Consider the following 26,364-nt stretch of genomic DNA (forward strand, 5'->3'; position numbering starts at 1 on the left):
GTTAATGTTCTTGCGCGGGAATACGCAAAACTAACGGTCTGGTAGCTCAGCTGGATAGAGCAACGGTCTTCTAAACCGTGGGTCGTGAGTTCGAATCTCACCCGGATCATAAAATCAAGCCTGTAAGCATTGGTCTTACAGGCTTTTTGCATTCTCTAAGTATATAAAAGACATCCAATATGCTTCATAACCAAAGCTTTCAAAGCGTTGTGCTATTTTGCTTTCTTTTTTTCTCTCAAAATTAATTCTTTATCCTTTACTTTTACCTCAAACGTGGCATTTTCAGTAGTAATTCCAAGATCTCTGAATAATGATTTAGAAAGTCTGAAACCTTGGGAATAACCTCGTTTTTCTAATGTAATTTCCATTTATATATTTATTATCATAAATTTAATATGTTTAAGGTAAATTAGATTGGTGGTCTAAATCAATAAATAAGACTCTTGATCCTTTGTTTGCCAGCCATTGACAATAATTTTATGCAGATGGAGCTCTACCAACCCCATTCTTGATAACTGTAAAAGTGATAATCTATATTTCTTCCTCTCCTTTAATTATACTGTACTCATATGTTATGTATGATCTACTTATGCTTAATTTAAAATGGTAACGTTATAAAGAAACCTGTTGAAACTAGGTATGCTCAAACTGCAACCAATAACTGTGTCACTAACATCCAAGCTTAAAAGCTTTTATCAAACTTGTTAGCCATACGCCTAGAAGTATTATTCACAATCTTATTCCCCATAGTTTATATGCTCAATATAAGCTATTTATGCTTAACTTTTGTTTATATTAAATTCTATAATATTTAAATAACTCTTGTATTTATTTTCATAAAAACTACAAGCGTAATAAGATTTTTATCATTTTTATTTACACACGTGCTATACACGTGTAAAATAATATCTGAAAGGAGAATTAGATGGTTAAAAGACGAGACGCCCTTAAAATTTTAAAGAAAAATGGCTGGTGGCTTAATCGTCATGGAACTAATCATGATGTTTATACCAATGGTTACCAGTCAGAGCCAATTCCTCGTCACGGTGATTTAAACAAAATTACATGGCAAAAGATTATGAAACGAAATAATCTTAAAGGATAAAATTAAGGGGGCTACCCTTTATTCGTGTACCATCTTAAATTACTATTATGAAAAAAGATAAAATTGTTGTTTTTCCAATTATTATAAAACCAACTAATGATTCTAAAATTAAGTACACTGTAAATGTCCCAGACCTTGACCGTGATACTCAAGGAAAATCAATTGTAGAAGCTATTGATATGGGAAAAGACTTAATTGGTACTATGTCATTAGTAGAAGATTTGCCAAAATCAAATACTAAAATTCCTAAAACTAAAGATGATGAAATTGCTACTTTAGTTACCGTCAATATTTCAGCATATAAACGGAAAAACGATGAACGTGTAGTTAAAAAGACTGTAACTATTCCAAATTACTTAAATGAAGAGGGAAAAGCTGCTGGTCTTAATTTTTCAGCTATTCTTTCTGAGGGTATCAAAGCAAAAATAGGTATTGAATAATTTGAAAAGTCCAAGTAGTGTCTGGGAAAAAAGTGCTCTTTGAAGTTAAATTAAAAAATTTACAATTTAAAAAGACCGACAAATCAACGTTTTATTGACGTGATTTGTCAGCCTTTTTAGTTAGGTTAGAGTTTTTTCCCAGACTCTTTTTGTTTTGTAATAATACTAGTCCTTCTTAATTTTTGAAATCAAATTTTTTTGCCGCTTGGGGTTTAAACGGTAATAGCCGGAGAATATTCCTAAAAATGTTAAAACAATCGTACCAATAACCAAAAGCAAGATGCTGTCTTCATGAAGTTCGCCGATGAATTCATATAAAGATGAAACCATCTTTAACCAACCACCTAAAGAAACAAAATACCAGGCTGTAGCCTTATCGATAAAGCTCATAGCAGTACGTAAATCAGATTCATTTTTGATGATACTACCAAGAATTCTGACGGCCCGCCTTTTTTCAAGATAAATTTTGACAATAGGTATAATCCAGTACAAAGGAGAAATCTTTGGCTGAGCTTTACTTGATTGATTGAACTCTTTTAAAAACCATTCGTAATCATAAAGTTCCATTAGTCCTTGATATAGGGGAAATGCGAATAATAACCAGTCTCCCAAAAAACTAATGCAGTTGATAAATAGTGAGATAATAAACACTTCTTTCTTTGATATAAACCAATCTTTTTTTACTTTAAGATATTCTAGTCGTTACAAAATAATTATTCAAAAAGTTTAATTTGATACAAATTATCTTGTAAGCATAATATTAAAATTTGAAAAATAAAATTTATAATTTTTAATAATTAATTTCATTAGCTAGTGTAGCGAGAAAGCTTAAGATGCTTATTATCTTCGTCGCTGCCATCAAAAAATAATTTTATTAATAATTAGTCTTGCTTTTACTTCATCATTAATGTATGATATTGCTTAAATATTTATGAGAGGTAGAGATTATGACGACAATTAACAAAATTAATCAACCGCAAGTTAAATATTATTACTGGTACTTCAGTTATTTGATCTGAGTGCCTAGTTTTGTCATTGCCTTAGACACACAGTTCAACCTTCATGACAATTGTGTGTAAAGACTTAAGTACTTTCTTCTCTATGAATTCACACAGTTGTCGTCATCTGTGTGAATTTTTTATTGGGAGAAAATAATGAATACTATTAAAAAGATTACTTTAGACACCTTAAATGGTTTATCCACTGGTATCGTAGTGGCTTTGATACCAGGAGCATTAATTAACCAGCTAGTACAAGCTCTTTTACCTAGCATGCCACAATTAAGTTTTATTTTAGCATTAACTGCTTTTGCCTCAGCCTTGCTACCCGCAATTAGTGCTGTATGCGTCGGCATGACGGCTAAGTTAACGCCAATTCAGACTTCGTCATTAGCTTTAGCAGCTACCGCCGGAGCAGGTAATTTTGTGATGAACAAGGGCAAAATTGCGGTTATGGGCAGCGGCGATGTTATCAATACCGCTATTACCATTATGATTGCTTACGGGCTGGTCTTGTTTTTTGGTAAAAAACTTAAGGCCTACACAATTCTGTTAGTACCGCTATTAGTACTTTTAATTGCTGGGGGAATCGGTTGTCTCACACGTATTCCCGTTAGTCAACTAACTAGTTTGATCGGAATGGGAGTCGAAAAATTAACTGCATTACAACCAATTGTAATGGGTATTCTCATGGGAATAGTATTCGGCTTACTTATTGTTTCCCCTATTTCTTCTGTTGGTATCGCTACAGCAATCAGCATTTCTGGAATTGCTTCAGGTTCAGCTAATCTGGGCATCACAGCAGTCTCTTTTGCACTGGCTGTTTTTGGCTGGAAAGCAAACAGTTTTGGAACTTCAATCGCGCATTTCCTTGGTTCTCCTAAAATGCAAATGGCTAATTTAATGACCAATCCTAAACTGCTGATTCCTCTTTTAATTAATGCTGGTATCATGGGCGGCTTAGGTGCCGTATTCCAAATTCAAGGGACGCCAATGAGCGCTGGCTTTGGCTTTTCTGGCTTAATTGGGCCCGTCGCAGCGATGGCTAATCGCCCAGCAAACGCAATTAATATTATTCTGATTGCATTTTTGTTCTTTATCCTTCCAATCGCTCTGGGATTATTGATGAATTACTTGTTTAATAATAAAGTTCATCTTTTTACGAGCAAAGATTTCGAATTAGATTTTAGCTAAATAAAAAAGCTTTTGTTTCTATTTTTCAGACATTTTGTTAGACACTGCTATAATTGAGACAAAGGAGCGTATGAAAATGATAAAATTCTATGGCTATAAACGTTGTTCAACTTCAAGAGCGGCTCAAAAATGGTTGGAGGATCATAATGTCAAGTTTGATTTCCAAGATTTAGTGGAACTACCGCCTAAAAAATCTGATTTGGTTAAATGGCTGACACAGTATCAAGACCGTGGCCTAAAATATTTTTTTAATACTCACGGCCAAGATTATCGTAAATTGCATCTTAAAGATCAGCTGCCCCAAATGACAATAGAAAAAGCAGCCGAAATGATGTCAAAAAATGGTAAGCTGATAAAAAGGCCCCTTGTTGTTGATGATCAAAACCTAACTTGCGGTTTCAATGAAAAAACATACCAAGAAGTTTGGCTTTAAATTAAAAATAAATTCGGTAAAGAAAGTTTTGTCAAGAAACTTTCTTTTTTATTTTCATATTTAACTTCATAATATTTTAAAGAACAGGTAAAATAATAACCAAAAAGGAGAATTTCATGAAATACAACCAGTATGCTTATGTGAAAACAGATTACAAAACACAAGTTGAAGAATTATTACAAATTAAATTTTTACCATCCGCTTATCAAAAATTATCTTTTGGTGCTCTTTTAGCTGAACTAACCGCCAATACAGTTGCAGTTATTGCGCCTGACGCAAAAAGCGCACGAAATGCAAAATTAGCCGAGTTTGCTGTATCAGATAGTGAAAGGCTCAGCGACTTTTTAGACACAGCACCAGAAAAAATTGATTGTAGTCAATTTTATAATGTAGCATTGCAATTACTCGGATACCACGTTGGCTACGATTATCAGTTAAGTGAGCCACTAAAATTTATGCAAAAACAAGGCTTGCCTTATGTTAAAAATATTGGTGACAAAAAACATTTAATTCAGGCTTTTTACCGTTTACTTAATACCCGCGCCAAAAATGGCCAACTTTTAATTGATGTTATGGCTGGTGAAGGATACTTTTATAACCGTCGAAATCAATTTGCTAAGAATAAATTTCTCTTTTTTAACGGCAAAAGTATGCCTATTTTTGATACCAGTAAGGTAATTAGAGAAGTAGTTTATGTTGAAAGCGATTTGGATACTGACGGAGATGGCAAGAGCGACTTACTGCAGACAACAATTTTTCGTCCAATTGAAAGTGAAAATTTGCCGGTCCCTGCTCTTTATACTGCCAGCCCCTATTTTGGTGGCATGATTGATAACGAGCAACGCAACCATAATGTAGATGAAAATTTAAGCGATGCAACTGAGTGGACCAATCCGCAATACCAAGCTGCCCCTGTGGTAAAAGCTAAAAAGCCGCTGGCAGATAGTAAAGAATCGTATAAGCCGGTGGAACAGGCTGTTGGGAAGTCTTCTTATGGTTTAAATGAATATATGTTAGCACGAGGTTTTGCCAGTGTCTCTGCTGGTGCAATTGGTACACGCGGCAGTGATGGTCTCAGAATTACCGGTGCTCCAGAAGAAACTGAAAGTGCAAAAGAAATAATTGAATGGTTACACGGCGATCGCATTGCCTATACCGATAGATCACGCCAGCATGAAACTAAAGCTACTTGGTGTAATAAAAAGATTGGTATGACTGGCAGGTCATATTTGGGAACTTTACAAATAGCAATCGCAACTACCGGTGTAGCTGGCCTAAAAACGGTCATTTCCGAAGCTGCCATTTCCTCTTGGTATGATTATTACCGCGAACACGGCCTAGTAATTGCACCTGAAGATTGTCAAGGCGAAGATTTAGATATGCTGGCAGAAACTTGCCAGTCAAACTTGTGGGATGCCGGTGATTATCTAAAAATTAAGCCTAAATTTGACGAAATGCAGAAAGTATTACTTAAAAAAGCTGACCGTAAAACTGGACAATATTCTGATTTCTGGGAAAAACGCAACTACCGCCATCATACAGAAAATATTAAGTGTTCCTGGATTAGTGTTCATGGCTTAAATGACTGGAACGTCAAGCCTAAGAATGTCTATAAAATTTGGCAAAAGGTTAAAAACCTTCCTATTCAACAGCACCTTTTTCTGCACCAAGGGCCACACTATAACATGAACAATTTGGTTTCAATTGACTTTACCGACTTAATGAATTTATGGCTGGTTCATGAACTCCTAGGTATCGAAAATAATGCCTATGAACAGTGGCCGACCGTATTAGTCCAAGACAATCTCAAAGCTGACAAGTGGCATGATGAAGATGATTGGAGTAATAGCATCGGCACTGAAACCGTCTACTTCCCAACAGATAACAATGAGTTGACAAAAGATGCAAACGGTATGCAAAAAGTATCTTTTACCGACTTGGGAGGAACGGAGTTTAAGAAAGCTAAAATTTCAGAAAATGATTGGCAATACCAATTTATTTGTGGCAATCCCAAATGGACTAAAGCCAGTTTGCGTTATACCACAGATGAATTTATTCATCCCGTAACCATAGTTGGTCGACCGGAAATAAGAATGCGCGTGTCATCCAGCCTTAACAAAGGACAAATTTCAGTTGCTTTAGTTGAAATGGGCGATCGCAAGCGTCTGACAGCTACTCCTAAAATTTTAATGCCTGGAGAACAAGAACTGGGTTTCCATTTTAAGGTTGATTCTTTACAGGAATTTATGCCAGATAGGCTTACTCACGCCAAATTGATCACTAAAGCACACATGAATTTGCAAAATTACCAAGATATGAAGAAACCTGCCAAAATTAAAGCTGGCGACTTTTATGACTTACAGTTTGAATTGCAGCCAACTTACTATACGATGCCGGTAGGCAGTAAACTTTGTCTAATTATCTATTCAACCGATCAGGGAATGACAAAAAGGCCGCTAGAAAAGACGGTCTACACAGTAGATCTGGCCAAGACCGCAATTAAGTTTAGCCTTAAATAAAATCGTCCTGCTATTCTCTATCACTATATTTTGTAACAAAAAGACAACTGGATCAAAAACCCAGTTGTCTTTTTTACTTAATAAATTCTTATTTGATGTCTATTGTTGAAAACGACCGATTTTCAAGCGCAGTTAATAGTGCCCGCGCGGTGTCTAAACTCGTAATTAGCGGAATGTTTTGTTGAATAGCTGTTTGGCGAATGATAAAGCCGTCAGAAGTTTTAGCTAAATCATGTCCCATCGTATTAATTACTAAATCAATTTTACCGTTTTTAAATTCAGTTAGAATATTTGTGGCACTTTGGTCATGAATTTTGTCAACATGAGTAATATGCAGGTGGTGCTGCTCTAAAAATGCAGCCGTTCCGCTAGTCGCAAAAATCCGGTAACCAATTTGCGCAAATCTTTTGGCAATTGGTAATATTTCTTCTTTATCGCGGTCTTCAATCGTCAATAATATGTTACCACTATCGGGTATCTGCATATTAGCACCTGAAAATGCTTTATAAAGCGCCTTAGGAAAACTGAAATCACTGCCCATGACTTCGCCAGTTGATTTCATCTCTGGCCCTAAATAACTATCAACATCCGAAAGTTTACTAAATGAAAATACAGGTGCCTTCACGCTAATCATTTCTGGTTCTGGCGCTAAGCCGGAGGAGAAGCCTTGATCTTTCAAGCTCTCACCCATAATGACCCGCGTAGCGACTTGCGCCATTTCAATACTGGTGATTTTGCTTAAAAACGGGACCGTTCGACTAGCACGGGGATTAACTTCAATAATATAGATTTCTCCCCCGCGCTCAATTAATTGTAAATTCATAATTCCGTGACAATTGAGCTTTAAAGCTAATTTTTTGGTAATATCAGCTATTTTTTGCTTAATAGCAGGTGAAAATGTTTGAGCAGGATAAACAGCCATAGAATCGCCTGAGTGAACCCCGGCATGTTCGATATGTTCCATTATTCCGGGAATCAGCACTTCTTCCCCGTCACAAATGGCATCAACATCACACTCGCGCCCATCAAGATAGTCATCGACCAAAATAGGATGACTGCTGGCAATATCAACATGATTATGCAGGTAATCTTCAAGTTCGGCTTGATTATAAACTATTTCCATAGCTTTACCGCCCAAAACATAACTTGGTCTGACCAGAACTGGATAGCCAAGCTTCTGCGCCGCCTTAATTACACCATCATGTGTAGTTGTGGTAATTCCTTGCGGCTGCTTTAAACCTAGTTCTTTAACTACTTGATCGAATAATTCGCGGTCTTCAGCTCGGTTGAGGTCTGCTACACTGGTGCCCAAAATCTTGATCCCATGTTTCTCTAACCCAGCAGCCAAATTGATTGAAGTTTGACCACCAAACTGAATGATTACGCCTTCCGGCTGCTCAAGATCACAGACATTTAATACGTCTTCCAAAGTCAAAGGTTCAAAATATAATTTGTCAGATACAGAAAAATCAGTGGAAACAGTTTCGGGATTAGAGTTAATAACAATAGCCTCATAACCCATTTTTTGCAATGCTTTGACACAGTGAACGGTAGCATAATCAAATTCCACACCCTGACCTATACGAATCGGACCCGAACCAACTACTAAAACTGATTTCTTATTCGTCTTTTGGCTCTCATTTTCAGCGTCATAAGTAGAATAAAAGTATGGTGTTTCAGAAACAAATTCTCCTGCGCAAGTATCTACCATTTTGTAAACTGGCACTAATTTATGGTCTTTCCGAAAGTTTCGTACTTCATCTTCTGTTTCGTGCCACAGGTTGGCAATAGTATGGTCACTAAAACCATATTTTTTAGCATTTTTAAGGACAGTTATATCATCAGGATTAGCTGCAATAGTTTTTTCTAGATCGACAATATGCTTTACTATATCTAAAAAATAAAAATTAATTTTGGTTAATTCATGCAAATCAGACATTGTATAATCGCGCCGGAAAGCTTCAGCGAGGTAAAAAAGCCGATCATCTTGGGCTTTAACCAATTTATTTTCCAAATCCTCATCGCTGGCCTTGTGTGCCTCAAGAGAATAAAAGTCTTTTTGGTCAATTTCAAGCGAGCGCACAGCCTTTTGAAAGGCTTCTTCTGCAGTTCTCCCAATTGCCATGACTTCCCCAGTTGCTTTCATCTGTGTACCAAGTTCACGATTTGCTTTAGCAAATTTATCAAAGGGCCAACGAGGTATCTTGCAGACCACATAATCCAAAGCAGGTTCAAATTCGGCAAAGGTGGTGCCGGTGACTGGATTTTTAATTTCATCTAAAGTTAGTCCCACAGCGATTTTAGCCGCCATTTTAGCAATCGGATAGCCGGTAGCCTTAGAGGCCAGAGCAGAAGAACGGGAAACCCGGGGATTAACCTCAATGACATCATAATTGAAACTATTGGGATCAAGTGCTAGCTGCACATTGCAACCACCTTCAATTTTTAGTGCTCGAATAAGTTTCAAGGAGCAGTCCCGCAGCATTTGATATTCTTTATCAGATAAAGTTTGTGATGGTGAAAAAACAATTGAATCTCCAGTATGGATACCAACAGGATCAAAATTTTCCATACAACAAACAATCATGGCATTATCGTCATGATCTCTCATTACTTCAAATTCAATTTCTTTATAACCCGCTATTGAACGCTCAATTAAGCATTCGGTAACTGGTGATAGTTCCAATCCATTTTTAGCTATTTTAGCTAATTCTTCACGGTCATTGCAGATGCCGCCACCGGTACCTCCCATAGTAAAAGCAGGACGAACAATAATCGGATAGCCAATTTTATCTCCAAAATCTAGTGCTTCTTGCACTGTTTTCACACTCGTTGAAGGTGGGACCGGTTCACCCAGTTCTTGACAAAGTTCTTTGAACTTTTCCCTGTCTTCTGCTTGTTCAATTGAATCAAGCTTTGTACCTAGGAGTTCAATATTTAGTTCATCTAGAATGCCACTTTTAGCTAAAGACAATGCCATATTCAATCCCACTTGTCCGCCTAACGTAGGTAAGATTGCATCAGGAAATTCTTTACGAATAATGCGGGAAACTGATTCCAAAGTTAAGGGCTCAATATAAACCTTATCGGCAATAGTCGTATCAGTCATGATGGTAGCGGGGTTAGAATTGACCAACACTACTTCGTAGCCTTCTTCACGTAAAGCTAAACAAGCCTGTGTTCCGGAATAATCAAATTCTGCTGCTTGACCTATAATAATTGGACCTGAACCAATTACCATGATTTTTTTAATATCAGTTCTTTTAGGCATCGTTCTCATTTTCCTTTCTCTGGTCAATCATTTGCATAAAGTAATCAAATATCCCTTCTTCGTCATGTGGCCCCGGTGTACTGTCTGGATGAAATTGCACCGAAAAAGCTGGGTATTTTTTATGCCGCAAACCTTCAACAGTGCCATCATTAACTTCAACGTGCGTAACCATTAAATTCTCTGGATCAATTGAATCGCGGCTAACAGCATACCCATGATTTTGAGAAGTAAATCCAATATTTCCTGTAGCAATTTCACGTACTGGATGATTAAATCCCCGATGGCCGAATTTCATTTTATAAGTCTTAGCACCATTTGCCAGAGCAAAAACTTGATGCCCCATGCAGATACCCATGAGTGGTATATGCTGCTCAACTTCTTGCACCATCTTAATTGCCTTTCCCATTTCCAGCGGATCTCCTGGGCCATTGGATAATAAAACACCATCTGGTTGCAATGACAAAATCTTGGCAGCCGAAGTAGTATAAGGAAGAACTATGCAATTGCAGCCCCTTTGGCTTAGTTCACGTAAAATACTGTTTTTTATACCAAAGTCAACCACCACAACATTACGCTTTGTACCAGGTACAGGATAGGATTTTGCAGTGGAAACTCTATCCACTGCACCCCTGGTTATTTGACTGGACTGCAACTCTTTGGCAATTTCTGCCGCGTTCTCCTGAGAATCACAAATTTGACCGCGCATAGTTCCATGACTACGCAGCTTTTTTACTAATTGTCTAGTGTCTACACCCTGAATACCTGGAACATTGATACTTTCTAAAAACTGGGGTAAAGTGGTTTGCATACGCCAATTATCTGGGTGACGCGCCACTTGATGACAAATTACCCCTTTTATACCCGGTTCAAGTGATTCATAATCAGCTAGTGTAATACCATAGTTGCCAATTAAAGGATTGGTAAAAACTAAAATCTGATCAGCATAGGATTGATCAGTAATCGCTTCTTGATAGCCAGTCATACCGGTAGTAAAAACCACCTCTCCCCTAGTTGTTTGGTCGGCTCCAAAACCTGAACCCGCAAATATACTGCCATCTTCTAAAATTAAATATCTCATTTATTTTCCTCTATTTGAAAGACAACTTTGCCATCAACCATTGTTAAGACTGTTTGACCGTAAACCGTGTCACCCTTAACTGGGGTGTTTCTTCCCTTAGATTTAAAATCAGCAGTATTAATGGTTATTTTTTTACCAAGATTAAAAATTACTATATCAGCTGGTTGACCAATCGCAATTTTTCCTGCTTTTTTCAGTCCAAAAGACTCAGCTGGTGCGATTGTTAGCCAAGTTAATAACTGACTCAAAGTGAAAATACCAGTTTTAACAAACTTGGTATATAGTTCACTAAAAACTGTTTCGCTACCAACTATCCCAAAAGCTGCTTTAGCAAAACCGCCTTGTTTATCAGCAGCGGTATGAGGCGCATGGTCAGTAGCTATCATGTCAATCGTGCCGTCAAGCAATCCAGCAATTAAAGCTGCTTGGTCTCTTTTCGTTCTTAATGGGGGATTCATTTTAAACTTAGCATCATCGCCAGTAATATTTTCTTCTTCTAACAGAAGGTGGTGAGGAGCAACTTCACAAGTAACATTGATACCCCTAGATTTAGCAATTCTAATTAGTTCAACACTGGTAGCAGTTGACACGTGACAAACATGATAGTGAACGCCGGTTTTTTGCGCCAGTAAGAGATCACGTGCAATTTGTGTGGTCTCAGCTAATTCAGTAATAGGAGCTAAATGTAATTTTTTTGCTTTTTGACCTTCATTAATCACACCATGATTAAATAGTGCATCATCTTGTGCATGTTCAGCAATGATTAAATTATTCTCTTGTGCTTTTTGCATTGCCAAATACATGGTACGAGCATTCTGCACTCCTTTGCCATCATTACTTAGCGCCACACATCCGGCTTTTTTAAGTTGAGCATAATCGGGAATTTCATCAGTATCTTCATCAATAGTTATGGGGCCATATTGCAAAATATGCACTAGACCATTTTGGTCATTATTGCGCACCATTTTGGTCATTAATTCCGGGGTGTTAGGGACAGGTACCACATTAGGCATTGCACAAACCGTAGTAAAGCCACCATGCGCCGCTGCCAGCGAACCAGTCTGAACATTTTCTTTTTCAGTTTGACCAGGATCTCTATAGTGGACATGAACATCAACTAGACCTGGACTTACCAGCTTGTCTTCCGCGTTAATTACGCTGTCGCCGGTTAAGCTGGTCCCAATTGCTGCTATCAAGCCATCTTTAACTAAAAGATCAGCTTGCATAATCTGACCACCAACAAAAAGATAGCCATTTTTAATCACAGTTGTCATTAAGACAGACCTCCTAATTTACGTCCGCGCATGACCGCTTCAATCATTGCCATGCGCATAAAGACCCCATTCTCCATTTGCCTTACGAAACGACATTTTGGAGCTTCAACTAAATCACCACTAAGTTCAACATCATGGTTAATTGGACCTGGATGCATGATAATGGCATCATCTTTCAGTTGGTCATATCGTTTTTGATTAATCCCATATTTTGCATGATATTTTTGAGCATCAAATTGGGCTTCATTTGGATCACCAGCATGCCTTTCATGCTGCACTCTCAAAAGCATCATTACATCCATTTGACTAACCAGATCATCAATCGGCTTATATTCGCCAAATTTGTCAAACTGTCTGTCATACCAATATTCAGGACCCGAGAAATAAACTTTTGCACCCAGCCTAGTTAAAAGATCCATGTTACTTTTGGCAACTCGTGAATTGGTAATATCTCCGACGATAGCTACTTTAAGATTTTTAAAATGACCAAATTGTTCGTGAATTGTCATCATGTCCAATAAACACTGTGACGGATGCTGACCACTGCCATCCCCAGCATTGATTACCCCAATGTTAAGGTGCTGGTTTTGCTTAGGATGGATCAATTGGTTGTAGTATTCGTTTTCTGAATGCCTGATTACTTCAAGATCAATGCCCAGAGCTGCCATAATAAGTGACGTGTCATAAAGGGTTTCACCTTTTTTAGTTGAACTATGTGCTGGATCAAAAGGAATAACCTTTAAGCCTAGTTTTCGTTCAGCCATTTCAAAACTGGTATGAGTTCTGCTGGAATTTTCAAAAAACATATTAGTAACATAGACCGGACAAGTTAAATGTGGGCGGGCACCACCATTTTTAAAATATTCTGCTCGTTCAATCAGTGCCATTACTTCCTCAGCTGTTAGGTTTTCGACGCTAACAAATGATTTTAAAGTGACAAAATTTGTATTTTTCATTTTTACTCTTTCCTAAAAAAATAAACCTGCAGCTTTTCAGCTCCAGGTTTAGCAAAAGGGTTTTTAGTTTAGTCCAAGACTTAACAAAAAGAACTCATACCCTTCTGACCCTCTCTGGAGCCAATTAAACGGTTGAATTGATTCTATTATTGCGGCAATGGCTTTAATTCCACACTGTCTTTATTATCAATTTCTTCAACATGAACCGCTATTTCTTCATGCGAAGATGTTGGGATATTTTTACCAACGAAATCTGCGCGAATCGGTAATTCACGGTGGCCACGGTCAACTAGCACTGCAACAGCAATTGAGCTAGGTCTGCCCTTATCCATTAAAGCATCCATTGCTGCTCTAACTGTCCGCCCAGTAAAAAGTACATCATCGACCAAAACAACGTGTTTATTGCCGATTTCAACACCTATTTCCTTAGAATTAACAACAGGGTCTTGCTTTAACGATGCATCATGACGGTCATCGCGGTACAAAGTAATATCAAGTTGACCCAGTGGCACATCGACCCCTTCAAGTTTTTGAATGCGGTCATGGATTCGCTGAGCTAAATAAACGCCACGAGTTTTAATCCCTACGAGTACCAGATCTTCAGTACCCTTGTTACGTTCAATGATCTCATAAGTAATTCTGGTTAGCGCTCTCTTCATTGCTGAAGCGTCCCAAATTTCTTTTGTCATCTTTTTCTCCTATTGCTACTTTACCCATGAAAAAACACTTAATCTATTGAGACTAAGTGCTGTGTAAAAGTCAATACTTAATTGAGCTTTCCTTGCTAGCCTCACGGGACTAATTTTAAAGGACATCTATTTCAATATAATGGTTAAACGAGCAGTTGTCAACACTAAAGTTATGTATCGGGCAACTATTATTTCTAGCAAAAATTTTTAAGTTTAAAAAAATATTTTCTAATTATATAAACCATGTCTAACTTTTATTTTAAAGCCGCCTCACTTAAGAAACAAACTAATTAAGTTCAATCTGACCAACAAGATCATTGATATCAGCAACACCCATTTTTGCTAAAATTGCGGGCAATTCATCTGCTATGTGGGGGCATATTAATGGATCCTTAAAATGAGCACTTCCCACTTCGACTGCATTGGCTCCGGCTAACATAAATTCAATTACATCTTCAGCTGACTCAATACCGCCCATACCAATTATGGGTAATTTAGTTGCTGTTCTCACCTGATTAATCTGATAAATGGCAATAGGTTTCACTCCCGCACCTGAATAGCCACCAAAATTATTGCCTAACAGTGGTTTACGTGTCTTGATATTGATGCGCATCCCCATTACCGTATTTATTAGTGACAGACCGTCTGCACCACCAGCTTCTGCTGCTCGGGCAATTTCACCTATGGCAGTAACGTTAGGTGTTAACTTAATGTAAATCGGAATTGTGACCGCCACTTTGATTGCAGCAGTTAGTTTTTCAACTAATTCTGGATGAACACCAAAACTCATTCCACCTTGAGCAACATTGGGACAAGAAAAATTTATTTCCAGGGCATTAACCATCTTAGAAGCAGCTAATTTTTGGGCCACTTCGACATAGCCGGCACTACTTTCACCACCAACACTGGCAATAATGGGCAAAGCAGGATATTTCTTTTTAATGTCAGGTAACTTGGTACTAACTACTTGATCAACTCCCGGATTAGTTAAACCGACAGAATTTAATACTCCATTTTCTAAAACTGCAATTTGAGGTTGAGGATTACCAGCCCGCGGTTTAGGTGTAGTAGTTTTTATAACCAGCGCCCCCAATTCATTTAAATCAAATTTCTCAGCCGCAGATACATCACCAAATCCGAAAGTACCACTTGCTGGCATTAACGGATTTTTTAAGCTTAGACCCGGTAATTTTACTTTGATGTTAATCATATTATCCTCCAAAAATTGCTGTTCTTTTGCTCATAAATATTTTTGGGTATATTTTACACGTTTTTGACCATTTTAAAAGTAAAATTTTTAGTTGTATTTTATTAGCAAAAATGTTAATCTCAATGTTAATGAACTTTAAACGGTACAGAGAGACCGCAAGTTGAACATGGCTTAATTTTTTTAAAAGTCTATTTTGATGCACTCTCGTACCAAAGTAGGCTTTTTTATATGTGGAGGCGTTAATGAAAAAAGCGGTATTTGTAGCATTGGACTATGACAATCAGAAGGATGTTGAGAATCTGCTTCAGAAATTAGGTGATCCCCAAGAAACCTACTTAAAAATTGGCATGGAACTATATTATCATTATGGTTCGAACTTGGTAAAAACTTTAGTTGAACAAGGATACCATATTTTTCTAGATCTCAAATTACATGATATTCCTAATACAGTTTACCAAGCTGCCAAACAGATAGGAAAATTAGGAGTTTTTTGTACCACCGTTCACGCACTTGGTGGTAGTGCAATGATTGCAGCAGCTAAGAAAGGGCTGGTTGATAGTACCCCTAAAGGTAGCGAAGTCCCTAAACTCTTAGCTGTGACGGAACTGACCTCCATTTCAGCTGCAACTTTGGCAAATGAGCAGAATTGTTCATTGTCAATGGCTGAAGAAGTGGTTAGTCTAGCTCAGACTGCTAAAAATGCCGGTGCTGACGGTGTAATATGTTCACCGCTTGAAGTACAAAATTTGCGGGAAATAGTTGGCCAAGATTTCTTATATGTTACACCGGGAATTAGATTATCAGCTAAAGCGAATGATGATCAAAAGCGCACTGCCACTCCCTTAAAAGCAAAAGAATTTGGCTCAAGTGCGATTGTAGTCGGTCGACCAATTACCAAAGCTGAGAGTCCCGCACAGGTTTATCAAGAAATTAAAAAGGAGTTTGAATAAATGTATCAGGAACAAATTATCAATAAACTAATCGCCGAAAAAATAATTACATTTTCTCCGCAAAAACCATATCAATATGCTAGCGGAATGCTATCACCCATTTATACAGACTTACGCTTAACTGTTTCTTATCCAAACTTGCGCGACTGGATTGCGACAGACTTGGCAGCGTTAATTAAAAGCAGATATCCTGCTGTAACTGTAATAGGCGGTGTGGCAACTGCTGGTATACCACATGCAGCATGGATTGCTGCTAAGCTTAACCTGCCCTTGATTTATGTGCGGCCAAAGCCTAAGGATCACGGCAAAGGCAAGCAGATTGAAGGCCGCTTTAATAAAGAAGACAATATCGTGTTAATTGATGATTTAATAACCACAGGTGGCTCTGTAATCAATGCCGTTGATGCCACAAAAAAAGAAGGTGGTAATGTAATTGGCGTTAGCTCAATCTTTACATACTATTTAAAAGATACGAAAAATAATTTTGCTCAAGCTGGCGTCGATTTTAGTCCTCTACTTTCCTATCCTGAGTTATTGCAAAAAGAAAAAGAGTTGAACTACATCAGCTCTGAAGAATATGAGGCTTTAAAGACCTGGCACGAAGATCCGTGGAAATGGGGCAAAAAGTTTCAGTAAATAAGAACTGACAAAGATTGCTTCACAGCATAAATTTGTCAGTTTTTTATATGTAAAAAAATCGGCAGTTAATTACTGGCAATTATTCTCAAAAACTTGGTAGTAATAATCATTATTTCAGTTATCAGACCAGCAAAAAGTTACTTGCGCCTAAACTTTTAGTCTAGTTCTTTATTAGGAAGTCCCAAGAGGTGCGCAAAATATAAAGATGTGGCAACCATTACTAATATTATATCCTTACTGAAAATCGATTGTTCTTCATTCTTAGTCCTCACTTACACTAATTTATTTGAGCAATAAAAGTTTACTCAAAATCTCGCCAACACATCAAAAAAGACTGATTTTTTCAAACCAGCCTTTTTTGATGTGTATATACGATTTAATTATAGATATCATTAGAAAATTGTTTAATTATTATCTACTTCTTTTTTACTATCAACAAAATTGAGAAAACAGTTGCTAATATCAAATTTATTTGAATATTGCCTGATCAATTTTTCTGACATGTAAAAGAATTTAATCACTCTAAACTTTTTCTGTGGTATTATTAATCATAGTAGTGAGAATAAAATTATTTTTATTCTCACTACTACTTTTAAATGTTAAGCAAAAGTCCGAACTTTAGCATAATTCAAAAACCATTGGATTTTTCTTAACATTATTCGACACAACTTCAATGTATGCCAACATCGGAGTTGTGTTTTTTTAATTGACATTAACTATCCTCTCTTTTGCTAATTTTTCGGTAAATACTAGTTTTCCTATATTTATTTTTATTATTTCCAGAAAAGCATTACCCCTTTCATTCATAGCACCTAATTTAAACTATGTGAATTATATAATAATCGTAATCAAATTTTTAAAAATTGTCAATAAACTATTGAATATTTTTTAGTTACTGTATTAAATTATATCTGCTTTCACATTTTGTTATCTAGATTTATAAATAACAATCGAAAAATCTATGATTTAAAGGTCTAAGAAATAGGTTCTTTTTCATCTAATTTAAATAACAATTAAAAATACTATTTTGGTTTATATTTTTCGCTATTTAAAATTATTTAAATAACTAAAATATTATAAAGTTGATTGGTTTCTTTCAAAATTACGATTCTTTTCTTTTATTTTAGACTATAATATAACAGTTTTACTTACTGGCACTTTGGAAAGCTTTCTTTCAAATTTTTGTTTAGCCATTAATATATTAATATAAAAAATAGAATGATTAAAATATATAAAAATATTACATTAAGTATTATATATTTTGTTTTCCCAATAAATAAGACCAATAAAAAAAGTAGCATAAGAAATTTATGCTACTTTTTTATTTTTATAACTAGATTATTTAATAACCCATATAACGATTTCTTTCCCAATCAGATACGGTTTGAGTATATTGAGACCATTCTAATTCTTTAGAATCAATAAAGCTTTGAGTTAAATGCTCACCTAAAGCATCTTGAATTAATTGATCCTTCTTAAAGGCTTTTAATGCGTTATGCAAGGTTGAAGGAAGTGGTTTAATTCCCATTTCATTACGTTGCTTCTCAGTTAAATCAAATAAGTTGCAAGTTACTGGCTCCATTGGCATTTTTTCTTCCTTAATACCAGCTAGACCGGCACTTAAACATGCAGCTAAGAGCAAATACGGATTAGCAGTAGGGTCAGCAGAACGCATTTCTAAACGGGTATTCAGTTCTCCTGCAGATGGTACTCGAACCATTGGTGAACGGTTCTTTGAAGCCCAAGAAATATAAACTGGGGCTTCAAATCCTGGAATTAAACGCTTATAGGAATTGACAGTCGGATTACCAACAGCTGTGATTGCACGGGCATGTTCCAAAATACCATTTAAAAAGTACAGAGCTGTTTTTGACAAATGGTACTTATTATTCTTATCATAAAAGGCATTTTTGCTACCTTTAAACAAGGACATGTTAGTGTGCATTCCATTTCCTGCTTGACCTTGCAAAGGTTTAGCCATAAATGTGGCAAATAAACCATGCTGCTTAGCTATTTCACGCACAATCATTTTAAATGTTTGCACACGATCAGCCGTTGTTAAAGCGTCATCAAATCTAAAGTCAATTTCCTGCTGTCCGTCACCTACTTCATGGTGAGCAGCTTCTACTTCAAATCCAATGCTCTCTAAAGTTTCAACTATATCTCTCCTACAACTTGCACTTTCGTCATTTGAGGTTAAATCAAAATATGAGGCATGGTCTGGGACCTGTGTGGTCCAATTGCCATTTTCGTCAAGTTTTAACAAATGAAATTCGGCTTCAAAACCAATATCAAAGGCTGTAAAACCCATATCCTTCATTTGTTCAATTATCCTTTTAAGATTATTGCGTGGATCCCCTGCAAAAGGTTTGCCATCAGTTGTATGAACTGAACAAGTCAGGCAGCCAATTTTGCCGCCTGTAGTATCGCTCCAAGGTAAAACGGACCAAGTCGAAAAGTCGGGGTAAAGTACCATATCACTTTCTTCCAAACGAACAAAGCCGTCAATTGAAGAACCATCAAAGCGTACGTCATTACTTAATACTGTTTCCAATTGACTATTTGGAACTTCAACTGCTTTAAGAGTTCCATTAATATCTGTAAAAGCTAGTCTAATAAATTTGACATCGTCTTCTTTTACACTTTTTCTAATGTCATCTGCTGAAATTTTCTTTGTCATGATTCTCCACCTAAAAATCTTAAAATAATTGGTATGGTTTAAACTAGAAATACCTTCTTGTCTAAACTAGATTAAAGATTAGCAAATCCTTAAATAAATGTAAAGTGGTCTAACAAAAAAAGTAATAATTTTACCAAAGTTTTACCTTACTTTTATAAATAGTATTACCTATTTAAAGAATAATTCATTGACAGCATTTGTAATCGCAATTTTAACGTGGGCATAAGTCAGACCGCCTTGCATATACAACGCATAGGGTGGTCTAATTGGTCCATCCCCAGAAAATTCAATACTGGCACCTTCAATAAACGAGCCGTCTGCCATAATAACTTGATCTTCATATCCCGTATCGTTACTTGGTATCGGATCCACAAATGAATTAATTGGTGAGTTTTCTTGTAAAGCCTTGGCAAACCTAATCATTTTATCTTTATCATGGAAAATTACCGTCTGAATTAAATCGGTTCTATCTTCATTCCATTTGGGAGAAACTTCTAATCCCATTCTTGCTAAAAGTGCAGAGGAATAAATCGCGCCTTTAATTGCATTACCGGTAACACTTGGCGAAATAAATAAACCTTCGAAATAATCAAGATTGTTATTTAAGCTTGCGCCTTCTTCGCGACCTATTCCTCCAGCAGTGAGTCGTGCAGCCGTATTTTCAATTAGCTCATGCTTACCAACAACATAGCCACCGATTTTAGCTAAACCTCCGCCAGCGTTTTTAATTAACGAACCAGCCATAAGATCTGCTCCAAATTCAGTAGGCTCATGTTGTTCGGAAAATTCGCCATAACAATTATCAACAAAAACTATACTTTCAGGGGAAACTTCCCTAATCAGCGCAATCATCGGTTTAATCTTGGCGACAGTAAAACTTGCTCTGGTATTATAGCCACGTGAGCGCTGAATAACTACCATTTTCGGTTGATGTTCTCTTAATAATTTTCGTGCCGCTTCAAAATCAACACTGCCATCAGACAACAGCTCTACATAAGAAAATTTAACGCCGTATTGCTTCAAACTGCCTCGACCATCACCGGCAATACCAATAACCTGTTGTAAAGTGTCATAAGGCATCCCTGTAAGATACATCAGTTCGTCACCCGGAAGTAAATTACCAGCCATAGCTGTAGCAAGAGTATGAGTGCCAGAGACAAACTGCGAGCGTACTAGAGCATCTTCTGTGTGAAAAATTTGGGCATAAATACGGTCAAGTTTATCGCGACCACTGTCATCTGAGCCGTAACCAGTACTGCCAATTAAGTCTGATTCAGCTACAGCCTTATCTTTAAACGCTTGTAAAACCTTATTTTGATTAAAAAGAATATTTTGATCAATTTTTGCCAGTTGTGGTGCAATTTCCTGATCAATTTCTGCTACAATTTGTTGTAATTTTTCTGGCCAATTATTCATTTAACCATTCCCCGACTTTCATTAAAATTTTTTTCATACATTCTGGATCCCTTAGGGGATCAAACCAGTAAACAGGTAATTGATGATGAAAATATGTTAATTGCCTTTTGGCATATCTTCTAGAAGCTGTCTTTAAATTCTTAACGCAACTCGCTAGACTATCTTCTTTAGCAAAATAAGGGAAAAATTCCTTATAGCCAATGGCTTGCAAGATCGTATATTCTTGCGCCCTATTCTGATATACGTATTTTGCTTCATCAAGAAGCCCTTGATCAAGCATCTGATCAACACGTTGATCAATTCTACGATAAATTTCTGCACGGTCAGAATTTAACCCGATAATCAAATAATCATACCGGGGGTTTATTTCCTTTTGTTGCTCGGAAAATTTTTGCCCGGTGCGCGTAATTACAGTTAATGCGCGTAAAACCCGACGTGAATTATTTGGGGGGATTTTCCGAGCCGCTACTGGGTCACGGTTATTTAACTCAACCCATAACTTTTTTTTACCATTTTCAGCTAAGTAATTTTCCCATTCGGGGACAACTGCCTTTTGCTTCTTTTTTGGTTCACCCAGTTTCATTTCATTTAGCAGTGCATTGACGTAAAAGCCAGTGCCTCCAACTAGCATGGGAATCTTTTTCTTAGCAGTAATTGCATCAACTGCTTTTTCAGCCTGAGTGACAAAGTCGGCAACAGAATATGGTTTAAAAATAGATTGAGTATCAACTAAATAATGAGTAACTAATTCTTGCTCCGCTTTCGTTGCCTTGGCAGTTCCAATGGCTACTTCCTTATAAACTTGCATTGAATCACCCGAAATTATTTCGGCATTAATTTTTGTGGCAAGCTCAATAGCCAGTGTAGTTTTACCAATTGCTGTTGGTCCGACTATTGCTAGCACCTTTTGCATTTTTGTGTCCTTTTTCTGTATTTAATATAGAAAAAACACGTTTGAATGGCTTAACAAACATGTTTTCAATTTAATATTTAGATTTCTTCGTCCGTCCATCCCAGTCCTCAAAACCAGTTTTCAACCATTTGATTGATGAAAAATTCTTCTTTTGTAAGAATCTGGCAGCGCGCAACGTTACTGATAAAGAATCGGAGTACAAATAAACGGGTAAGTCTGTTCTTAACTCCGTATATTGATATTTGAGCATTGTATAGGGCAAATTTCTGGCACCATCAATATGCTTTCTTTTAAATGGTGCTTTTTCACGTAAGTCAACCACTTGCGCCTTCCGCATTCCCTGATTAAATTGCTCATTAGTTAGATCTCCGCCACCTAAAAGTTTTGTTTGTATCTTATGCCATAGCCATACTGCAACAAAGGCTAGAATAACTATAATTAAAATTGCGTCTATAATAACTAAAAAAGATGACATAAATTTTCTTCTCTCCCATTATTAGTTTTTAAACCAAAATAATTCCAAATCGCTCTAAGAGTCGTGTTTGTCCTTATTTTGACGTTCTTCATATTCGTACTCACGTCGCAATATTAGCTTTGCTACTAAATAATCGTGCTGGTCTATTAAATGCGAGTGATTGATGTTATCGAGTTCAAGCGCCATGAGCTCAATATCCCATATTCTTTTACCTACATGAACAAATATACCATACTTTTCTAATAGCTGTTGCACATCGTATAGAGTTTTCATTATAGCTTAATTACCATGCCCATTCTGACGGTTGCTACACAATAAATAATTAAAATACAGGTAGCAACCACACGTTTTTTAAAAGAATACTTTCTATAAGTTCTATCTCCAATTATCACAGCAATTAAAAAACCAGTCACTAAGCCGCCAATATGCCCTTGAATATCAATATTAGGTGCAAATAGATCTAATGCTATGTTTATTAAAGCTAACCAAAAGGATTGTTTTCCCAAATAGACTAAGACAGGATTATTCCTATTTTGTAATGCTGTCGCTGTCATTGCTCCAAACAAGCCAAATAAAGCAGTAGATGCGCCAGCACTAATAGCACTATCACTACCCCAAGCTAGGCTCAATAAATTTCCTCCGACACCTGAAAGTAAATAAACTACTAGAAAGCGCCAATGACCCAATATTGGTTCCATATAAATACCAAGATAATAGATCATTACGGCATTAGAAATCAGGTGCATAATTCCAATATGTAAGAATTGCGCAGTAAATAAACGCCACCATTGGTTGCCAGCTACAATCGCATAGTTATTCATTGCACCCATTTTAATTAATACATAGGTATTTTGTGAACCACCAATGAAAGTTTCTATTAAAAATACCACGAAAAGAATGACTAAAATACATATTGTTATATAGCTATTTCTATATCTTTGTCGCTGATCCATTATAACCTCATTTATTTGCTAAAACCGCATTAGGAGTGATAATCGTTTGAATTGCAATATCAGTAGGTTCAACTTGCCACGAAGCTGTTTCAAAAATCATTTTCGAATTAACTAAAGCAACGGTTTTTGATTGTGGATGTTTAGCTAAAAAGCGATCATAATAACCGCCACCAAACCCAAGGCGTTGATGAGAGTCTAAAGCAAAAGCCAGTCCCGGAACGATGATCAGATCTAAGTCGTTGTTAATTTGTGCATCTGGTTCACTAACTTCTGCAACCCCGAATTTTGACTTAGTCAGCTTGGTCATGTAGCTATAGTAAATAAAATCCTGTGACCGTTCGGCATTATCATTAGCCCGGGCAAGATATACATCTTTACCCATATCCCATAATTGAGCTATCAATCCTGATGTATCAACTTCATAAGTCAAAGAGGATGTGATTCCTACAGTTTGACATTCATTGAGCCACTGCAAGTTCATTATTTTTTTCAACAAAATTTGATCTTCAGCATCTTTTTCTGGTGTTTCAGCAAAATTGCTCAACTTTTCTATTTGTTGTTGTCTAATTTCTTTCTTTGTCATAATTCTTCCATATAAAAAATAGCAGGAGCATAGGCTCCTGCTATATTGGTTTATTACTTAGTTTCACGATGAAGAGTAGTATGCCTTTCAACTGGGCAATACTTCTTCAAACTTAAACGTTCCGGATGCTTACGCTTGTTTTTCTTAGATAAGTAACTTCTATCGCCACATTCGGTGCATTCCAAAATGATGTTGTCTGCCATTTCTTTCACCACCTACGCTTTTATTCTGACTGTATTATCTTAGCATTTTTCTAATATTATTGCCAGCAATATTGTCACTTTTCTATTTTTTATGTAATTTAAAATAGTTTTGTACCATTGCTTTGGTCATCTGCAAAGTATACGAACCTTCTAGTTCGGGATCAAGTCCTGGAAAAATTACAGCAGTAGCTATCTCAGGATTTTTTGAAGGGGCATAGCCGACAAAAGTAGCGTTTACTAACTCAGGCGGATCTTTTTGATTAGGATTATCCGGATCATAGTAAAATGTCTGTGCAGTGCCTGATTTACCTGATATAGCAGGTTTGACGTTTTTCAACTTATGAGCTGTACCCCAAGAGTTAGTGCCGTGAACAACACGCCAAAATCCTTGTCTGACAATATTGAGTTCAGCTTGAGTCCACGGAATTCGAAGCTGGACGTTAGGCTTTCTATTATAATCAATATATATTTTTTTACCATTATTTGAGGTTCTACCAATCGATTGCACGACATAGGGCTGCATCCGGTAACCACCGTTAGCAATAGTAGAAACATACTGCACCATTTGAATTAAAGTGTATGCATCATAGTTGCCATAAGACAAGTCTAATACTGAACCGGGCAATACTAATCCTTGCTCATTAAACGATCTACCTTGAATACCCGATATCTCTCCCGGTAAATCAATACCCGTCTTTTGACCTAATCCAAACATATTGAAATTCTTACGTATTGGTTCAAAGGCAGTTTGCGGCATGTGAATTGATTTTTTAGGAACATAAGATGCCTTCACCCATTTCATTGCCAAGTGCATCATATAGATATTACTGGAAACCTCGAGTGCAGTTTCTGCATCTAATGCGCCAAAAGTACCGATTGGATAGACAGATTTCTTAACAGGTGTACTTGGTAAATATACCGGTGTATCAGGCATCACGTTGTTTGTGGGACTAATAACTTTATTGATTAAGCCACCACTTACCATTGCTCCCTTAACGGCAGACCCCATAACAAAGGACTGGTTAATAACGCCTAATGCGTTATTAGTAGTTTTATTTTTTTTAGGATCACGGCTAATTCCTGCCATAGCCAAAATTGCACCCGTTTTAGGGTTCATGGCGACGGCATACGCACCGTTTGAATAATGGGCAGCCCCTGAACTAATGGCCGCAGAATAGATTTTTTCTAAAGAATTTTGGACTTCTTTTTGATACTGGGCATCCAGAGTCAAGACTAAACTGGAGCCAGCCTGACCTGAATAAACAGATTTTGACTGTTCAATATCTCCTGAATTTTTAGTCCAAACTTTGCTGGTTGCTTTAGTTCCCTTTAATAATGGTTCATATTTTTCTTCTAAATATGAGGTGCCAACCCGGTCGTTTCTGGAATAGCCGTTAGTTAAATAATATTGTAGATTATCGCTAGGTAACCCTGCTTTTTCGGTAGAAACTGAACCGATAATACTCTGAATTGAGGAACCATTTGGGTACGACCTTTGCCAATCAGTGCCAATTCCAACGCCAGGCAGATCTGAAAGATGCTCACCTACACTGGCGATTTCCTTGTCAGTCAAATGATTATTTTTGATATAGATTGTAGAAAGCGTGTACGCTCCAGAGATCTTGTTATAAATTAAAGCCGCAGTTCTTTCCCGTTTATTTAGCTTAATATGCTCAGCACTCACTTGCTGTTGGATTCTCTTATTGATTAATTCATCATCTTGAGTTTGCCGGACAGATTTTGGTACCTTGGCAGACTCCTTGGCACTATTTTTTTTATTAGCTAAATAATAATCAATTACTTGCTGCTCAGTCGGTTTTTCATCGTTAATTGTAATATAGCGACTAAGGGCGTTAGAGATGGCATAAATATCCTCTGTGGTAGTTGAGACGCTTTTGGTATAAGTAATGGCATTTTTAGCCCTGTTACCAACTAAAACGCGACCTTTAGTATCATACATTACTCCTCGAGGAACCTGACTGGAAACCACAGCAGAATTAGATTTTTGGACTTCAGCTTTAAAACGGGAGCCATAGCCAATTTGTAAATACGCTAGTTGTCCAATTAGAGTAGCAAAAAGCACAAAAATAATTCCTAAAATTATTTTCATCCTGACCGGAGTAGAAGCCTGTTTTTTTGAATTATCATTCTTTGTTTTCAATTTTTTCTTAAAAAAATTCACGTAGCCTCAACCTCACTAAACTAGTGTAATTTTATCAGAAACCAACAGACAATTCTATTGATTAAAAGGGGTTTTGCCAAAATTTTAACAGTTATAAAATAAGTAAAGCAAATAAAGTGTTCGTAAGCACTTTAATAAAAATCTTCTGTATTTTGCTAAAGTGTAATAAAATAATGTTAGTTGATTAATATAGAAAGAAGAAA

The 26,364-nt window shown here is 36.7% G+C and carries 24 protein-coding genes, 1 tRNA gene and 1 pseudogene; 8 read left to right on the forward strand and 18 right to left on the reverse strand.

All coding sequences use genetic code 11. From position 1 onward, the window contains the following. The first annotated feature begins 35 nt into the window (after nucleotides 1–35). Nucleotides 36–109 (forward strand) — tRNA-Arg (locus tag JF73_RS05420). Nucleotides 110–212: 103 nt separating this feature from the next. On the opposite strand, the gene JF73_RS05425 is transcribed toward JF73_RS05420, so the two are convergent. Together JF73_RS05425 and JF73_RS09840 are read right to left on the reverse strand one after the other, a co-directional pair. After that, nucleotides 213–368, reverse strand: a complete 156-nt coding sequence (locus tag JF73_RS05425) for an AbrB/MazE/SpoVT family DNA-binding domain-containing protein (protein WP_233335871.1) — start codon at nucleotides 366–368, stop codon at nucleotides 213–215. Between the two features lie 37 nt (nucleotides 369–405). Continuing rightward, nucleotides 406–531, reverse strand: a pseudogene (locus JF73_RS09840) (AAA family ATPase); the annotation flags it as partial. Between the two features lie 394 nt (nucleotides 532–925). Here JF73_RS09840 and JF73_RS05430 point away from each other — a divergent pair. Together JF73_RS05430 and JF73_RS05435 are read left to right on the forward strand one after the other, a co-directional pair. Beyond that, entirely contained in the window at nucleotides 926–1,105 is a 180-nt protein-coding gene (locus tag JF73_RS05430) for a type II toxin-antitoxin system HicA family toxin (RefSeq protein WP_046327283.1), read from the forward strand. 47 nt (nucleotides 1,106–1,152) lie between these two features. Beyond that, on the forward strand, nucleotides 1,153–1,545 hold the full coding sequence (locus JF73_RS05435; protein WP_046327284.1) for a type II toxin-antitoxin system HicB family antitoxin: 393 nt from the start codon (nucleotides 1,153–1,155) through the stop codon (nucleotides 1,543–1,545). A 165-nt stretch (nucleotides 1,546–1,710) separates the two neighbouring features. Here JF73_RS05435 and JF73_RS05440 read toward each other — a convergent pair whose 3' ends face one another. Further along, nucleotides 1,711–2,112, reverse strand: coding sequence for a hypothetical protein (locus JF73_RS05440; protein WP_052059662.1), 402 nt, complete (start codon nucleotides 2,110–2,112; stop codon nucleotides 1,711–1,713). Between the two features lie 584 nt (nucleotides 2,113–2,696). On the opposite strand from JF73_RS05440, the gene JF73_RS05445 reads away from it, so the two are divergent. The 3 genes from JF73_RS05445 to JF73_RS05455 all read left to right on the forward strand — a co-directional run bounded on the left by JF73_RS05445 (nucleotide 2,697) and on the right by JF73_RS05455 (nucleotide 6,689). Then, the gene (locus tag JF73_RS05445; protein WP_371212568.1) at nucleotides 2,697–3,737 is read left to right on the forward strand and encodes a PTS sugar transporter subunit IIC; all 1,041 of its coding nucleotides are present in this window, start codon (nucleotides 2,697–2,699) and stop codon (nucleotides 3,735–3,737) included. A 76-nt stretch (nucleotides 3,738–3,813) separates the two neighbouring features. Further along, a complete protein-coding gene (locus JF73_RS05450; protein ID WP_046327286.1) occupies nucleotides 3,814–4,170 on the forward strand; it encodes an arsenate reductase family protein in 357 nt (118 codons plus the stop codon). 116 nt (nucleotides 4,171–4,286) lie between these two features. Beyond that, a complete protein-coding gene (locus JF73_RS05455) occupies nucleotides 4,287–6,689 on the forward strand; it encodes a Xaa-Pro dipeptidyl-peptidase (protein WP_046327287.1) in 2,403 nt (800 codons plus the stop codon). A gap of 88 nt (nucleotides 6,690–6,777) precedes the next feature. On the opposite strand, the gene carB is transcribed toward JF73_RS05455, so the two are convergent. The 6 genes from carB to JF73_RS05485 all read right to left on the reverse strand — a co-directional run bounded on the left by carB (nucleotide 6,778) and on the right by JF73_RS05485 (nucleotide 15,167). Further along, a complete protein-coding gene (gene carB, locus JF73_RS05460) occupies nucleotides 6,778–9,960 on the reverse strand; it encodes a carbamoyl-phosphate synthase large subunit (RefSeq protein ID WP_046327288.1) in 3,183 nt (1,060 codons plus the stop codon). Next, nucleotides 9,953–11,038, reverse strand: coding sequence for a carbamoyl phosphate synthase small subunit (locus JF73_RS05465; protein WP_046327289.1), 1,086 nt, complete (start codon nucleotides 11,036–11,038; stop codon nucleotides 9,953–9,955). The genes carB and JF73_RS05465 overlap by 8 nt, the downstream gene beginning before the upstream one ends. Next, entirely contained in the window at nucleotides 11,035–12,312 is a 1,278-nt protein-coding gene (gene pyrC / locus JF73_RS05470; protein WP_046327290.1) for a dihydroorotase, read from the reverse strand. Before pyrC ends, JF73_RS05465 begins: the two co-directional genes overlap by 4 nt. Further along, a complete protein-coding gene (locus JF73_RS05475; RefSeq protein WP_046327291.1) occupies nucleotides 12,312–13,268 on the reverse strand; it encodes an aspartate carbamoyltransferase catalytic subunit in 957 nt (318 codons plus the stop codon). The genes pyrC and JF73_RS05475 overlap by 1 nt, the downstream gene beginning before the upstream one ends. Nucleotides 13,269–13,414: 146 nt before the next feature. Continuing rightward, entirely contained in the window at nucleotides 13,415–13,957 is a 543-nt protein-coding gene (pyrR, locus tag JF73_RS05480; RefSeq protein ID WP_046327292.1) for a bifunctional pyr operon transcriptional regulator/uracil phosphoribosyltransferase PyrR, read from the reverse strand. A 286-nt stretch (nucleotides 13,958–14,243) separates the two neighbouring features. Further along, on the reverse strand, nucleotides 14,244–15,167 hold the full coding sequence (locus JF73_RS05485; protein WP_046327293.1) for a dihydroorotate dehydrogenase: 924 nt from the start codon (nucleotides 15,165–15,167) through the stop codon (nucleotides 14,244–14,246). A 242-nt stretch (nucleotides 15,168–15,409) separates the two neighbouring features. Between JF73_RS05485 and pyrF the strand changes: the two genes are divergently transcribed. Both pyrF and pyrE read left to right on the forward strand, forming a co-directional pair. Beyond that, nucleotides 15,410–16,117: an orotidine-5'-phosphate decarboxylase gene (gene pyrF / locus JF73_RS05490; RefSeq protein WP_046327294.1), complete on the forward strand. Its 708-nt coding sequence runs from the start codon at nucleotides 15,410–15,412 to the stop codon at nucleotides 16,115–16,117. Continuing rightward, nucleotides 16,118–16,753 (forward strand): orotate phosphoribosyltransferase, encoded by a 636-nt coding sequence (gene pyrE / locus JF73_RS05495; RefSeq protein WP_046327295.1) that lies wholly within the window; start codon nucleotides 16,118–16,120, stop codon nucleotides 16,751–16,753. Nucleotides 16,754–18,098: 1,345 nt separating this feature from the next. Here the strand turns inward: pyrE and glnA are convergent. From glnA to JF73_RS05535, 9 genes are all read right to left on the reverse strand, one after another. Further along, nucleotides 18,099–19,436 carry a type I glutamate--ammonia ligase gene (gene glnA / locus JF73_RS05500; RefSeq protein ID WP_046327296.1) on the reverse strand — a complete coding sequence of 446 codons (1,338 nt, stop codon included), beginning with the start codon at nucleotides 19,434–19,436 and terminating at the stop codon, nucleotides 18,099–18,101. 168 nt (nucleotides 19,437–19,604) lie between these two features. Continuing rightward, nucleotides 19,605–20,852, reverse strand: a complete 1,248-nt coding sequence (locus JF73_RS05505) for a methionine gamma-lyase family protein (protein ID WP_046327297.1) — start codon at nucleotides 20,850–20,852, stop codon at nucleotides 19,605–19,607. Continuing rightward, nucleotides 20,845–21,765 carry a tRNA (adenosine(37)-N6)-dimethylallyltransferase MiaA gene (gene miaA, locus JF73_RS05510; protein WP_046327298.1) on the reverse strand — a complete coding sequence of 307 codons (921 nt, stop codon included), beginning with the start codon at nucleotides 21,763–21,765 and terminating at the stop codon, nucleotides 20,845–20,847. Before miaA ends, JF73_RS05505 begins: the two co-directional genes overlap by 8 nt. Nucleotides 21,766–21,835: 70 nt before the next feature. Further along, entirely contained in the window at nucleotides 21,836–22,240 is a 405-nt protein-coding gene (locus tag JF73_RS05515; protein WP_046327299.1) for a rhodanese-like domain-containing protein, read from the reverse strand. A gap of 54 nt (nucleotides 22,241–22,294) precedes the next feature. Continuing rightward, entirely contained in the window at nucleotides 22,295–22,513 is a 219-nt protein-coding gene (locus JF73_RS05520) for a YqgQ family protein (protein WP_046327300.1), read from the reverse strand. Beyond that, the gene (locus tag JF73_RS05525; RefSeq protein ID WP_038523231.1) at nucleotides 22,513–23,193 is read right to left on the reverse strand and encodes a rhomboid family intramembrane serine protease; all 681 of its coding nucleotides are present in this window, start codon (nucleotides 23,191–23,193) and stop codon (nucleotides 22,513–22,515) included. The genes JF73_RS05520 and JF73_RS05525 overlap by 1 nt, the downstream gene beginning before the upstream one ends. 7 nt (nucleotides 23,194–23,200) lie before the next feature. Next, complete coding sequence (locus JF73_RS05530; protein WP_038523234.1) at nucleotides 23,201–23,776, reverse strand: 5-formyltetrahydrofolate cyclo-ligase; 576 nt, start codon at nucleotides 23,774–23,776, stop codon at nucleotides 23,201–23,203. A 53-nt stretch (nucleotides 23,777–23,829) separates the two neighbouring features. After that, complete coding sequence (rpmG, locus tag JF73_RS09535) at nucleotides 23,830–23,979, reverse strand: 50S ribosomal protein L33 (RefSeq protein WP_081945351.1); 150 nt, start codon at nucleotides 23,977–23,979, stop codon at nucleotides 23,830–23,832. A gap of 82 nt (nucleotides 23,980–24,061) precedes the next feature. Then, on the reverse strand, nucleotides 24,062–26,089 hold the full coding sequence (locus JF73_RS05535) for a peptidoglycan D,D-transpeptidase FtsI family protein (RefSeq protein WP_371212569.1): 2,028 nt from the start codon (nucleotides 26,087–26,089) through the stop codon (nucleotides 24,062–24,064). Between the last annotated feature and the right edge of the window lie 275 nt (nucleotides 26,090–26,364).

It is taken from the genome of Lactobacillus helsingborgensis (assembly GCF_000970855.1).
Taxonomy (GTDB): Bacteria; Bacillota; Bacilli; order Lactobacillales; family Lactobacillaceae; genus Lactobacillus; species Lactobacillus helsingborgensis.

Bases quoted from the DNA above. Each gene is read 5' to 3' on its own strand.
- JF73_RS05435 (WP_046327284.1), top strand. From the start codon at position 1,153: ATGAAAAAAGATAAAATTGTTGTTTTTCCAATTATTATAAAACCAACT.
- JF73_RS05520 (WP_046327300.1), bottom strand. From the start codon at position 22,513: ATGAAAACTCTATACGATGTGCAACAGCTATTAGAAAAGTATGGTATA.
- carB (WP_046327288.1), bottom strand. From the start codon at position 9,960: ATGCCTAAAAGAACTGATATTAAAAAAATCATGGTAATTGGTTCAGGT.
- JF73_RS05515 (WP_046327299.1), bottom strand. From the start codon at position 22,240: ATGTCATCTTTTTTAGTTATTATAGACGCAATTTTAATTATAGTTATT.
- pyrC (WP_046327290.1), bottom strand. From the start codon at position 12,312: ATGACAACTGTGATTAAAAATGGCTATCTTTTTGTTGGTGGTCAGATT.
- JF73_RS05450 (WP_046327286.1), top strand. From the start codon at position 3,814: ATGATAAAATTCTATGGCTATAAACGTTGTTCAACTTCAAGAGCGGCT.
- JF73_RS05525 (WP_038523231.1), bottom strand. From the start codon at position 23,193: ATGGATCAGCGACAAAGATATAGAAATAGCTATATAACAATATGTATT.
- miaA (WP_046327298.1), bottom strand. From the start codon at position 21,765: ATGCAAAAGGTGCTAGCAATAGTCGGACCAACAGCAATTGGTAAAACT.
- glnA (WP_046327296.1), bottom strand. From the start codon at position 19,436: ATGACAAAGAAAATTTCAGCAGATGACATTAGAAAAAGTGTAAAAGAA.
- pyrR (WP_046327292.1), bottom strand. From the start codon at position 13,957: ATGACAAAAGAAATTTGGGACGCTTCAGCAATGAAGAGAGCGCTAACC.
- JF73_RS05440 (WP_052059662.1), bottom strand. From the start codon at position 2,112: ATGGAACTTTATGATTACGAATGGTTTTTAAAAGAGTTCAATCAATCA.
- JF73_RS05475 (WP_046327291.1), bottom strand. From the start codon at position 13,268: ATGAAAAATACAAATTTTGTCACTTTAAAATCATTTGTTAGCGTCGAA.
- pyrE (WP_046327295.1), top strand. From the start codon at position 16,118: ATGTATCAGGAACAAATTATCAATAAACTAATCGCCGAAAAAATAATT.
- JF73_RS05530 (WP_038523234.1), bottom strand. From the start codon at position 23,776: ATGACAAAGAAAGAAATTAGACAACAACAAATAGAAAAGTTGAGCAAT.
- JF73_RS05535 (WP_371212569.1), bottom strand. From the start codon at position 26,089: ATGAAAATAATTTTAGGAATTATTTTTGTGCTTTTTGCTACTCTAATT.
- JF73_RS05485 (WP_046327293.1), bottom strand. From the start codon at position 15,167: ATGATTAACATCAAAGTAAAATTACCGGGTCTAAGCTTAAAAAATCCG.
- rpmG (WP_081945351.1), bottom strand. From the start codon at position 23,979: ATGGCAGACAACATCATTTTGGAATGCACCGAATGTGGCGATAGAAGT.
- JF73_RS05425 (WP_233335871.1), bottom strand. From the start codon at position 368: ATGGAAATTACATTAGAAAAACGAGGTTATTCCCAAGGTTTCAGACTT.
- JF73_RS05455 (WP_046327287.1), top strand. From the start codon at position 4,287: ATGAAATACAACCAGTATGCTTATGTGAAAACAGATTACAAAACACAA.
- JF73_RS05505 (WP_046327297.1), bottom strand. From the start codon at position 20,852: ATGAATAATTGGCCAGAAAAATTACAACAAATTGTAGCAGAAATTGAT.
- JF73_RS05465 (WP_046327289.1), bottom strand. From the start codon at position 11,038: ATGAGATATTTAATTTTAGAAGATGGCAGTATATTTGCGGGTTCAGGT.
- pyrF (WP_046327294.1), top strand. From the start codon at position 15,410: ATGAAAAAAGCGGTATTTGTAGCATTGGACTATGACAATCAGAAGGAT.
- JF73_RS05430 (WP_046327283.1), top strand. From the start codon at position 926: ATGGTTAAAAGACGAGACGCCCTTAAAATTTTAAAGAAAAATGGCTGG.